This window comes from Vibrio cyclitrophicus (genome assembly GCA_023206055.1).
GTDB lineage: Bacteria > Pseudomonadota > Gammaproteobacteria > Enterobacterales > Vibrionaceae > Vibrio > Vibrio cyclitrophicus_A.
In genome coordinates this window covers 611,093-623,596 of the sequence record CP065367.1, presented here as the reverse complement: position 1 = coordinate 623,596, position 12,504 = coordinate 611,093, and the positions used below count along the sequence as shown (strand labels likewise).

At 44.4% G+C, this 12,504-nt stretch carries 6 protein-coding genes, 5 tRNA genes and 1 pseudogene; 7 read left to right on the top strand and 5 right to left on the bottom strand.

Going from position 1 to position 12,504, the window contains the following annotated elements:
• Positions 1-79: 79 nt before the first annotated feature.
• The 5 genes from ITG09_18470 to ITG09_18450 form a co-directional block, all read right to left on the bottom strand.
• A complete protein-coding gene (locus tag ITG09_18470) occupies positions 80-1,459 on the bottom strand; it encodes a PKD domain-containing protein (protein ID UPR54924.1) in 1,380 nt (459 codons plus the stop codon).
• 190 nt (positions 1,460-1,649) lie between these two features.
• Positions 1,650-2,972, bottom strand: a complete 1,323-nt coding sequence (locus ITG09_18465) for a PKD domain-containing protein (protein UPR54923.1) — start codon at positions 2,970-2,972, stop codon at positions 1,650-1,652.
• A gap of 186 nt (positions 2,973-3,158) precedes the next feature.
• Positions 3,159-6,281 (bottom strand): TonB-dependent receptor, encoded by a 3,123-nt coding sequence (locus ITG09_18460; GenBank protein UPR54922.1) that lies wholly within the window; start codon positions 6,279-6,281, stop codon positions 3,159-3,161.
• 53 nt (positions 6,282-6,334) lie between these two features.
• On the bottom strand, positions 6,335-7,291 hold the full coding sequence (locus tag ITG09_18455; protein UPR54921.1) for a FecR domain-containing protein: 957 nt from the start codon (positions 7,289-7,291) through the stop codon (positions 6,335-6,337).
• Position 7,292: 1 nt separating this feature from the next.
• Positions 7,293-7,808: a sigma-70 family RNA polymerase sigma factor gene (locus tag ITG09_18450; protein ID UPR54920.1), complete on the bottom strand. Its 516-nt coding sequence runs from the start codon at positions 7,806-7,808 to the stop codon at positions 7,293-7,295.
• A gap of 190 nt (positions 7,809-7,998) precedes the next feature.
• Between ITG09_18450 and ITG09_18445 the strand changes: the two are divergent.
• The 7 genes and pseudogenes from ITG09_18445 (at position 7,999) to ITG09_18415 (ending at position 12,495) form a co-directional block, all read left to right on the top strand.
• A pseudogene (locus ITG09_18445) lies at positions 7,999-8,281 on the top strand (hypothetical protein).
• Between the two features lie 321 nt (positions 8,282-8,602).
• A tRNA-Leu gene (locus ITG09_18440) sits at positions 8,603-8,689 on the top strand.
• Between the two features lie 65 nt (positions 8,690-8,754).
• A tRNA-Cys gene (locus tag ITG09_18435) sits at positions 8,755-8,828 on the top strand.
• Positions 8,829-8,874: 46 nt separating this feature from the next.
• Positions 8,875-8,950: transfer RNA gene (locus ITG09_18430), tRNA-Gly, on the top strand.
• An 80-nt stretch (positions 8,951-9,030) separates the two neighbouring features.
• Positions 9,031-9,117, top strand: a tRNA-Leu gene (locus ITG09_18425).
• A 66-nt stretch (positions 9,118-9,183) separates the two neighbouring features.
• Positions 9,184-9,257, top strand: a tRNA-Cys gene (locus ITG09_18420).
• 679 nt (positions 9,258-9,936) lie between these two features.
• Complete coding sequence (locus ITG09_18415) at positions 9,937-12,495, top strand: nitrite reductase large subunit (protein ID UPR54919.1); 2,559 nt, start codon at positions 9,937-9,939, stop codon at positions 12,493-12,495.
• Positions 12,496-12,504: the final 9 nt, after the last annotated feature.

Below are 12,504 nucleotides of genomic sequence, written 5' to 3'. Positions count from 1 at the left end.
ATGTCGTGCTTGCTTTCAACTATTACACCGTTTAAGAAAGAGAAAACCGTAATAGAGAATCGAATTTGTTAATAAAATTTTATCGGCTAATGAAATCGTAGGTACCACCGACGCGCTCTATCAGCGTAAAGTCATTTGGCCCATTTAAACTCCAAGCAAATTCGAAAATCACGCGAGTGGGTTTGCTCTGGGTTGGAGGTGAATACAAAGTTAGGGTTTCACGGGTACCTGCCGGAATCACATAAACATCAGACTTAGCGAGTTCACCAAAAGGGGTTTTTATGATGGGCTGTACGATGCCTTTAAGGTCAGTCAAAGAGCTGACAGTAAGAGTGATGTCTTTTTCGACGGCTTCAAACGTATAGGATCCTAATCCATAGTATTCAGGCACTTGTCCAGTATCACCGGTTAAATCTATGCTCTTCTCGTCATTAAAAGGTAGAAGTAACGGGTCGGTTTCGTTTCTAAGAAAAACTTTTGCGTGCGGACCATTTAACGAAGCAACGCGCACGTATGTAGGTCTGCCGGGTAAATCGGTGAACTCGCCGTCACTTACTTCGACACTGACAGCAAATTGCCCGCTCACATCGGCAATAAAGCTTGTGGTTTCGCCACTAGGGTTAGCAATAGTTGCATTGCTCCCTTGCGGTTTTGACACAAAATACCAATTAAAGGTGAGGGGATCGCCGTCTGGGTCATAACTTTCACTAGCAGTTAAAGAAACCGTCATACCTTCAATGGCCAACATGGCTTGGCTATTATTAGCAGTTGGAGGTCGGTTCTGATGGTTTTCATTAAAGGTCACAGTCGTGGTTGCCTTGGTCGATAAGAAACCATCGGTGACGGTTAATTCCACCACAAAGTCGCCCACGACATCAGCGGTTAAGTCGGGGTATTTGCCCTCATATTTACTCAGGCTCGGCTGACTCCCGTCTGGCTGGTTGATAATTTGCCATTGACGGTACAGTTCATCGCCGTCAGTATCCATGGATGTATCAAAAAGTGTGACCGATTGAGACAGGGAAGCGCTGTACGTTGGGGTAAGAGAGACCACCGGTGGCGAGTTGTCTTGGTCGGGTTTAGCCACTATTTTTACTTGATTTGGACGGCTGTTCACTTGGCCATCGTTGACCACCAACGAGAGATAATACGTACCAATTTGATCCGCAATGAAAGTCGGTTTGATGGCCGCCAAACTGGAAAGTTGTGCTTCGCTTCCTGCGGGTTTTTCTGAGAATGACCAAGAATAAGAGATGAGGTCGTTGTCATAATCAACACTGTGAGTACCGTCTAAGTGGACGACTTGATTAACCTTAACTTGTTGATTGATGCCAGCGATAGCGATCGGAGTTTGATTATTCGGGTCGCTTGTCGGCGATGAATCAGAAGCGCTTCCATTACAGGCCGTAATGAAAGCGAAAGAAAGAATTATTGGAAACTTGTAAGTATAGCCATGCATTGCAATACACCGTCGAGATTAGAATGTTAAGTCATCGTTTTTTGCCTTTCTTTTCTATACCGATTGAGAATGAGAAAACCGTAATCGAAAAATAAAAAAAGCGCGAATTATCGCGCTTTTCGTACTTTTAGTTTGGAAGCTAGTGCTTTCGGTTTGGAAAATAGTGCATTGGGTTTGGAAAATAGTGGACTTAGTTCGCCTCAGCGCTTAGGTCGTACGCGACCCCCATGTATTTTGTGAAATCACTATCAAGGATGAACGAATATATGACGTTGGTTCGCGTGCCCGTCGTCGGTTTTGCCCACATTTTCACGTAAGCCACATCCCCTGCATGTAGGACTTGGTTGAGTTCTATCCCTGTCATTTTCGGTGCATAATCTTCACCTCTGAAGTCCATCTCAGTAATTTCACTAATTGTGTAGTCCTTACCAACCGCCTCTAGTGTGTACGTAGCCAATTCTACATATTCGGGTACATCACCTAGGATGGTTTTATCTAGGGTAATCGGCGTCGGTGTGTAAGGTAGGGCATGTACTGTTTTTTCATCCCCAAAGGTAAAGATGATTTCGCTGCTGCCTGCGGCACTCGCGCTCAAACGAACCGTATCGGCTTCGCTGGTGAATTCACCGTCATTTACACTAAGCGAGAAGAGGTAATCACCTACTTGGTCTGGTGTGAAATCTGTTTTCGCGACTGCTGAGTCTGACAGTTCAGCCGTACTGTTTTCCGGTTTAGAAAGTAGTTTCCACGTGTACGTAATCGCATCTTCATTACCGTCATAACTGCCGCTGCCATCTAAGGTTGCCGTTTCTCTAATCTCTAAAGACTTTACGCCACCCGCATTAGCGACTGGAGCAACGTTATCTGCTGAATAAGACACAGTAACTTCTTGGCTAACGCTCTCGTAACCGTCACTCACTGTTAATTTCAGTTTATAGTCACCGGCTGTGTTAGACAGTAGTATTGCTGTTGATGTTCCGCTGCCCGTGAGTTTCATCGTCGCATTATCCGGTGTTGATAAAAGCGCCCATTGATAAGTTAAAACATCGCCATCAAGGTCGACGGCGTTAGACGGAATTTCGATAGATTTGGTTAGAGCAACATTTGGCGGTGTCGTAATATCGATGGTTGGTGCGACGTTTTGTGATGCGTCAGTGACTTCAAAGGTTTGCTTTGTTGTATTTGAAGTGCCTGATATTGCACTTTCTAATTCAAATGTATAATTGCCAACGATATCTGGAGTGAAATAAGGTGCAATGGCCTTGTTAGCGTTGAGTGTAACGTTACTGCCATCAGGCTTGCTTGTTAGCTTCCATTCGAATGTTATGTTTTCGTTGTAGGTATCTAAACCTTGGGTTGCATCTAAGCGGACGCGCTTGCCTAATTTGGCATAGGATTTTTCGACAGTTGCGTTGTTTGAAGAATCTGAACTGCTGTCGCTGCTCCCACTACCGCAAGCGATAAGCGCTGGCATAGCGGCAGCAAGTAAGGTCCATTTTAGTTTTGAAGTCATGTATTTTTCCTAATCATGAGTGGCAAAGCTGTTTAAAATCAGCCATGCAAATGTCAATTTCATTGGGTATACCGAATCAAGATGAGAAACCCGTAAAGAAAAACGCCCGAAAGGCGTTTTATTATGGTTTTGATCAATACGTTTGATTCCGAACGAGTCTGAAAGGCTATGTCGGTGGTCTTGTTATTAAAACTTACCACTTAATTTGAAGGTTAATGTTCGGCCCGGAGCGGGCATACCGGATACCGAGCCTGTATCTAAGTAATAAACATCAGATAGATTATTACCAATCAGTTCAGCACTCAGTTTCTTAGTGAATGCATATTTAACGTAGGCATCATAAGTAATGACCTCTGTTCTTTTTATGAGCTCATCTTCGTGACTCGCGGAAACATAGTTTGTACGTACGCCTGTTTCTAAGTCGGTATCAAAGAAACGAGTGCCTAGCAAAATACTGCCTGTATATTCAGGTGCTGCATGGGCCGCAAGAAAGCTTCCTTCTGAAAATCCGCCACGGACACAAGTTTCTTCGGATGGGGTATTTCCTAGAATCACATCTTTTATATAACCTTGGGCGGCTGAGTTTCTGTCACAAACTTCGTTTCGGAAATTGTAAGCAATTGAGGCATCAGCAAAATAATCGCTGTTATCAAACTGCCCGTTGATCTCAATACCGCTAGTTCGTTGGCTGTCTAGGTTGGTGAAGTTATAACTGTCGCGATCTCTGTCCATCACATCGTCAATGGTTTGATCAAAATAGGTCAGCTTAAAGCTCGCATTGTCGAAGTAATGAATGTAGGCCGTTTCGTACAGTTTGGCGCGCTCAGGTTGTAGAGGAGCACTTGCGACAGGGTTGCTACTGAACCCACTGGTACTTTCAAATAGGCTTGGGAAACGTAAAGTCTCAGCGTAACGGGTGTAAATTCGGCTGTTATCGCTGATTAGCCATGTGGCTGTGACAGAAGGCATCCAACCGCTACCACTGGTCTTGTATCGGGTGTTGTATTCTTCAGAAGTCTCAAGCGATTTGGCCTTACAACTGCCTTCGATGTAGTTTTCTTGTTGCATTGCGATACGACAAGCATTGTTTGCCAGATCGAGTTCGTTGCCGTTATTGGTTAACCAACTGGATGCGTGGTGCTCGATGAAAGTGGTTTTATTTTTCGCCGATTCGGTTCCGGTTTGTAACTTTTGTTGCAATATAGCATCGAAATTAGCGAGTTCTGATTGTCGTGCGTCTAGCTGACTTTGGTAGTCACTAGCTTGATCAGGGAACATAACGATCAAGTTTTGCAATCTATCTATCTCAGTATTGAGGTTTTGTTGTGTGAAATTGACTCTCACCTCATGCTCTGCGTTTGCTACATTTTGCGCGATCTCTTCAGGCGCATAGGCCTCTAGCGTTTGATAAGTTAATTGGTAGCCGTCTTTCTTGTACTCTTTCAGAGGACTAATGTCGCCAGAGTTTACTTGATGTTCTATATAGTAATCTGTCGCATTGTAAGAGATGTAACGGACACCAGAATCTAACACTATGGATTCATGTGGTCGCCATTCAATCTTTACTGCGCCGTTGTATTCTTCTCTTTCACCGGCACGGACTGCACCACCATAGACGTCGACAAGGTTGGCTAGTCCCTCTTTAGGGTTCAATTCGTGCATCATGTAACTGCCGGACAATGTCATATCAATAGAGTCTGTCAGTAGCATCTTGTTATTGAAATCGAATCCGTACCTTTGCTCATCACGGTTAACGACTGACGTGTTAATGATGATATCTGGCGTATCGCTTTTGTAGTTCACGAAGTTAGGGAAGCCATAACCAGTATTGCTGCGAGAATCTGTTTTTGTAAGCCATAAGTTGGTGCTTAGGTTTAGCAAATCGTGTTCAGGGTTCGCTCGAAATTTCAGGGTGTAGGCTTGCATTTTTGCGTTGGCAAGCGGCCACTGAGCGAGTCCATCAGAATTTCGGTAGTCTGAACGACTCGCCAATATCTCACCATGAGTGCTTTCCGTGTATCGGATACTGGCGTGCAATTTGTAGTAATCACTGAAATTGATTGTACCTTTTAACAGTGCTGATTCCATTTCAGCAGATGTGTTGGGTACTTCGTGGCCAGGGTAATGGACCAATGCCATGTGTTCAGGTCTTAAGAGTGGATTTCGCCCCGCGACTTGGTCACTCGAGTCATTATCAAATGGTTTCGAGTAGAAGTCAGCTTTACTGGTACCTGAGTAGTAGTTGCCTCGATTTCGGTATGCGTATGCGGCTAGCCAGTCAAACTTTGGTTCGATTCCGGCGAGTGCGAGGCGGTAGGCAACGTCCTCTCCATTGAAGGGATTATCTGTTTTTTTGTCTCTGGTTTGGAAGCGAACTTCTGGGTCGTCGTACAGTGGAACACCACCTAACTCGGCATAAGCTGGGACATCTTGCCAACGTTTTCCGGTATGCAGTCGCGCTTTGTTTGGCTCGATTGAGTTACTGCTGCTTTCGGCGACTAACTCAATACCAAATTGTTCACCTTCTTCAACGATATCTTGGGGTTGCAATGTCGTCACTTTAACTGCACCACCGGTTGAGGTATTGATTTCTGAGTTTAATTGAGCACCTTGATAAACAGTCATACTGCCGATGAGGTTAGGGTCAATGTAGTTTCTGTTCGATGAACCACGATAGCCGTTATACACTGAAATACCTTGTTCAGTACCATCGATAACAACAGGTACACGACCAAAGCCTTGTACACCACGTACGTTCGGGTCGATACTGCCACCGCCATTTCGTGCTTCGCCACTGTGTGTATTGGCGATGCCAGTGAACAGATCCGCCGCACTGGTACCTTTGAAACGTTCGATTTCTTCTTTATCGAGATAAGCGGTTGCGACGTCTTTGTCGTACACATCCATTTCACCGTCAGTGTCTCTTTGATAGGCGTCACCAAAATGGGTTCGAACTTGAATAGCATCGAGTGTCATCGAGTCTGTAGTTGGTACGAGGAAGTAAACACCATCAGACTGTTTTTGTGCTTGCAGACCGGTATTGGTCAACAACATAGACAGCGCCTGTTCGTTGTCGTATTGGCCGACTAGACCTTGGCTATAGAGCCCTGAAGAGAGTGACGAGTCTAGATAAAATTCGATACCCGATTCTACGGCAAAGTGGTTGAGAGCACTGTCTAAGGTGGCTGCTGGAATATTGTATTGGTGGTCTTCTGCAGCGTTGGAAGCAAAAGGAAAACTCAATATAACGACACCGAGTTTTATCGTGGTAAGTTTGAAGAGTAGCGAGCGCTGCTTGGCATTTGGCACCGTAATTTCCTTATCGGGATTTCTAACTGACTGTCAGATACACCGAACAAGAATCAGAAATCCGTAATAAAATTTAATTTGGCTGTGATGGTGACCCAAAGAGGGGTACGGTAATGGATTCTTACAGGTAGTATCTGGCTGATATTGTGTAAGGTTTTATCAATATCTTTGGTCGAGAACACACCGGTAAGTTTGAGTGCTGCGGCACTGGCATCGACGTTGATGATGCCGCGTCGATAACGCCCTAATTCGTTGATGAAGGTTTTGAGCTGTATCGCTTCCGCCATAATTTTATGCTCCAGCCAAAGTATGTCTGAATCTTGGGTCTGGTTTGGCTGCGATACTGTGCGGCGATTGAAGTGTGCAGTTTGCCCTGCAAAAAGATGCGGTTTCCCCATCCCAAGCATAGGTTGAATTTCGACTTCACCTTCATAGACAGAGACTTGAGTGGTATCGGAGTGCTCGCGGATACTGAATTGGGTTCCGATGGGCAATACTAAACCTTGCGAAGTAGAAACTGTTAATGGGCTGCGGTGATGTGTGTTGGTGATCATGACTTCGCCGCGTTCGATATGAATATCACGCTGATGATTATCAAAATTGACAAACAATTTGGAATCGGTGTTGATCGCTAATTGCGTGCCATCGAACAGTGTCATTGAACGAATTTCGCCAGTCGCGGTGGAGTATTCGGTGCCTGTTGGCGTTGGTCTGTAAATCGCCATGCCTGAACCTAATGCGACAAATGAAAGCGTGCTTATGGATAAGAATTCGCGGCGGCTGACTATCGGTGGTTTACGCGTCAAGACCTGCTTACTGATTTTGCCTTGAGGAATGGCACAAAACTTACTTTGTAGCAGTTCTAATTTTTGCCATGCCAAGGCGTTATTTGGGTGGGCAAGTCGCCAACACTCGAACGAGTTATGATCTTGTTGCGTGGCATCATCAGCCCAAAGACGTGCCATCCAAACCGATGCTTGCTCTATGGTTTCAGGTGGTAATTGCTGCATCTTAACCCTCGTTAAGCATGGCTAACATGCAGCCTTGAAGGCCTGTAGCTACGTACTTTTCAACCGATGATATTGAGACTTTAAGCTCAAATGCGATCTCTTTGTAACTCTTGCCCTCGAGCTGCCTCATGAGTAGTGCTTGGCGAGCTTTGATTGGAAGTTTGTGGAGTAGGTTATCGATCTCTACTAGTGCCTCAACTACTATATTCTGGTCTTCAGGTGAACTCGCGACGAGAGTAGGCTCTTGCTCAATGAGTTCTAAATACGCACTTTCTACACGACGCTTTCGATAAAGATCAATCACTAACCCTTTAGCGATATGGGTTAGGTACTTTCTTGAATCTTTGTATTCAGGCAGCTTACCTCTGGTTAACAGGCGTAGGTAAGTATCTTGAACCAGATCAGCCGTTGTATCAGGGCATCCCAAGCGTCGTTTAATAAACACCGATAACCAGCTGTGATGCTCTTGGTACATTTGATCAACGCTGTGTGAGGTGTTGTTTCTCGCTACGGTCATTCCCTGATACTCCCTACTAATCTTAATGATAACTATTATCATTGGGGCGGTGAATATATCAGAAAATTTCTAATGTGCTACATGTTTTTTATAAAGTGGCTGAATTTGAGAGTTCGTTCAAATCTAGCTATTGAATGGTTATTCGGTAGGCAACGTTTGATCTTCAATAGAGACAAACGCAGACGGTTCAATGGAAGCCTGGTGTTTGTGTGAGTACATAACTCAAGCGCTCAATACTAAAAATATTTTATGGGAATGAACCCAATTTCCAATTACTCAACAGTACAATGGAAAAATGCGGGGATTACCCCCTGAGTACGATATTGAAGTTGAAATTATTAAGCTCATATCAACAAACGGCGATGTGATTAGCGCTTCTAAAGCTAGGGAGTTTCTAGTTAGTAGAGATTTCGGCAGTTATAAAAGCAATAGTGCCTAAGCCTCCATATCAATTCTTAACAGAAAATTATTAAGTTTGGTTTAGCATTCAACTATCACTTCTCACAAAGGTCAGTCGGTCGATTGGCTTTTTGTTTGAATTCGTTAGCTATAGTTAAGTCCAATAGATAATCTGAAGTCGAATTAGGCAGTGTATGTAGGGTGTTGTGTGTGCTGTTTGTGCAATCTGTAGTAATTTCAACCTTTAAAGTTCGATAATTAATCACTTGAATTGAAAGATAAAATTTACTGTTGACGAATTTTTTCTATCCGTTAAAGTACACCTCGTTCTCACGACTTAGGTCGCTGAGAGATGGTGTTTTACTTTTCAGTAATCAGCATCGCAAGATTGCGTTGCCCTGGTGGTGGAATTGGTAGACACAAGGGATTTAAAATCCCTCGGCGTTCGCGCTGTGCCGGTTCAAGTCCGGCCCGGGGCACCATCTATCTAGCTTCTACTTTTGAGTAGAGTGATGAACAAAGAGTTGTTCTCTTAAATCACTATAAAGGCGCCTTGGCAGAGTGGCTATGCAGCGGATTGCAAATCCGTGGACCTCGGTTCGACTCCGGGAGGCGCCTCCATTCTTTCTCTTAGTTTGATAAGTTAAGAGATGATAAGAATGAAAAAGCGATACTAGCTCAGTTGGTAGAGCGCAACCTTGCCAAGGTTGAGGTCATCGGTTCGAACCCGATGTATCGCTCCAAATTTTGTAATGTTGATTCATTTTGACATTAAGATGGTGTTTTACTTTTCAGTAATCGGCATCGCAATAAAGAATTGCGTGCCCTGGTGGTGGAATTGGTAGACACAAGGGATTTAAAATCCCTCGGCGTTCGCGCTGTGCCGGTTCAAGTCCGGCCCGGGGCACCATCTATTTGGATTGTTATCTTGTTTGGTAGTGATCAACAGAGTCGTTCTCTTAAAACACGACTTGAAGGCGCCTTGGCAGAGTGGCTATGCAGCGGATTGCAAATCCGTGGACCTCGGTTCGACTCCGGGAGGCGCCTCCACTATTCAAAGTTGAAAGGCCAGCAGAAATGCTGGCCTTTTTGCTATCTGAAATTTCATATCCTCACGATTCCTCGAAACTGCTGACGTTTACTCTCTGTTATTGCATTTAAGTTCCTTAATTCCTTAATTCTGAATTGGTCTAGTGGCTTCGTTACTCTCTTAGCCGTTCAAATACTTTAGCTATGTGGCCGGAGTAGGACTGGTTTGAGATAAAACTTGAATCAAACTCTTCCATTTACGTGTCTGCCAAACTAACTGTTAATCGGGTGTGCTGTTTGTGAATAAAATAGACAGCTCGACGAGTATGCAGACTGAGGTTTTAGGCATTAAGTTCTTCACATTTATACATAGTTACTCATGTTCCTGTAACGCTTTCATGAGTTATTACACTTTTATGACTGTAAATGAAAATGATTGTCATTTACTTACGTTATTGCTAATCTGTTGTGAAACATTACAACACACTTTGTAGTGCGTGAAATTGTATATAAATCGCCTCTAAACCTTATGAAAGCTACGGTTATTCGTTTGCTTTGCATCAAAATTAACCACATCTACCTCTTTTGTCCTACCCCTTTCGGGTAGTTCGATTTCGTAATTGATTTACATCATATTTTCATTTTCTTTCATAATTCATTATTCGCTCAGTTAAGAAATATATAACCTTCAGGAATTCTTATGAGCAAGATGAAGCTAGTCGTAATCGGTAACGGGATGGTAGGCCATCGTTATATCGAAGATTTAGTCGAGAAGACAGATGTTGCAAACATGGACATCACGGTGTTCTGTGAAGAGCCGCGTGTAGCCTATGACCGTGTACACCTTTCTTCTTATTTTTCACACCACACTGCAGACGAACTTTCTTTAGTTAAAGAAGGCTTCTACGAGAAACACGGCATCAATATGCTGATCGGCGAACGTGCAATTAACGTTAACCGTGAAAAGAAAACAGTTTACTCAAGCACTGGTCGCGAAATTCAATACGACAAACTTATCCTTGCTACAGGTTCTTTCCCATTTGTACCGCCAATTAAAGGCAACGAAGGTAAAGACTGTTTCGTTTACCGTACAATCGAAGATCTGAAAGCTATCGAAGCAACGGCCAAGAACTCAAAGTCTGGTGTTGTTGTTGGTGGCGGCCTACTTGGTCTTGAAGCGGCAGGCGCACTAAAAGCACTTGGCGTGACAACACACGTTGTTGAGTTTGCTCCTAAGCTAATGGCTGAGCAACTTGACCTAGCTGGTGGTAACCAACTTCGTCAAAAAATCGAACGTATGGGCGTTAACGTACATACAAGTAAGAACACGCTTGAGATTGCTCCTGAAGGCACTGAAGCTCGTAACGTAATGCGCTTTGCTGATGGCACTGAGCTAGAAACTGATTTCATCGTATTCTCTGCTGGTATTCGCCCTCAAGACAAACTTGCTCGTCAAATGGGCTTAGGCATTGCACCTCGTGGCGGTATCGAGATTAACGATCACTGTCAAACGACAGACAAAGATATCTACGCAATCGGTGAGTGTGCGTCTTGGAATCAAACATTCTATGGCCTAGTCGCTCCTGGTTACAAAATGGCGACGGTCGCGGTTGACCACGTTGTTGGCAACGAAAGCACATTTGAAGGTGCTGATATGTCTGCGAAGCTTAAACTTTTAGGCGTGAAAGTAGGCTCTATCGGTGATGCGAATGGTCGTACTCCTGGTTGTAAGAGCTACGTTTACCAAAACGAAGAGCAAGAAGTTTACAAGCGCCTAATCGTTTCTGAAGACAACAAGAAGCTTCTTGGTGCGGTAATGGTTGGTGATACCTCTGACTACGGCGATCTTCTACAACTAATGTTGAACGAAATCGACCTACCAGAACACCCAGATGCTCTAATTCTTCCTGCTCACGCGGGTGCTGAAAAGCCAACACTTGGTGCGGATTCTTTACCGGAAACTGCTGTTATCTGTTCTTGCTTCGATGTAACGAAAGGCAAGATCGCTCAAGCGGTTGCTGAAGGTCACCACACCATCGGTGATATCAAAGCCGTAACAGGTGCAGGTACTGGTTGTGGTGGTTGTATTCCACTAGTGACTTCAGTACTTAACGCTGAACTTGCTAAGGCCGGTGTTGAAGTGAAGAACGACGTGTGTGAGCACTTTGCTTACTCTCGCCAAGAGCTTTTCCACCTAATTCGCATTGAAGAAATCAAAACGTTCGATGAGCTATTAGAGAAATACGGTAAAGGCTACGGCTGTGAAGTATGTAAGCCTCTAGCGGGTTCTATCCTTGCTTCTTGCTGGGGTGAACACATCCTTAAGCCTGAGCTAGTGAAGCTGCACGATACCAATGATAACTTCCTAGGTAACATGCAAAAAGACGGTACTTACTCTGTTATCCCTCGTATGGCGGGTGGTGAAGTAACGCCTCAAGCACTAAGCGTTCTTGCTGATGTTGCTGCTGAATACAACCTGTACACCAAGATCACGGGTGCACAACGTATTGGTCTGTTCGGTGCTCAAAAAGATGACTTACCAGCAATCTGGAAGAAGTTAATCGCAGCAGGCTACGAAACGGGTCAAGCTTACGCAAAAGCACTTCGTATGGCGAAAACATGTGTAGGTTCAACTTGGTGTCGTTACGGCGTTCAAGATTCAGTTGGCCTAGGCGTGATGATCGAGAACCGCTACAAAGGCATCCGTACTCCTCATAAGATGAAGTTTGGTGTGTCTGGCTGTACTCGTGAGTGTGCTGAAGCTCAAGGTAAAGACTTAGGTATCATCGCAACTGACGCGGGTTGGAACATGTATGTGTGTGGTAACGGTGGTATGAAGCCTCGTCACGCAGATCTGCTAGCAAGCGACCTAGACCAAGAAACGCTGATCAAATACATCGACCGTTTCATGATGTTCTACATCCGCACGGCTGCTCCACTGCAACGTACTTCGGTATGGATGGACAACCTAGAAGGTGGTGTTGATTACCTACGTGAAGTGATTGTAGACAACAAGCTTGGCATCAATGACCAGCTTGAAACTGACATTGCAGGCTTGGTTGATAACTTTGCTTGTGAATGGACAGATACAATCAACGACGAAGCTCAACTTAAACGCTTTGCACACTTCATCAATGCTGATGACCGTGATGAAAACGTTGTGTTTGTTGATGATGGCCGTGAACAACATCGTCCAGCGACATTCACTGAGAAACACCCTGAAGCGAAGGGCGATATCCTTCACGTTGAACTGGTTTAATTGGGAGAC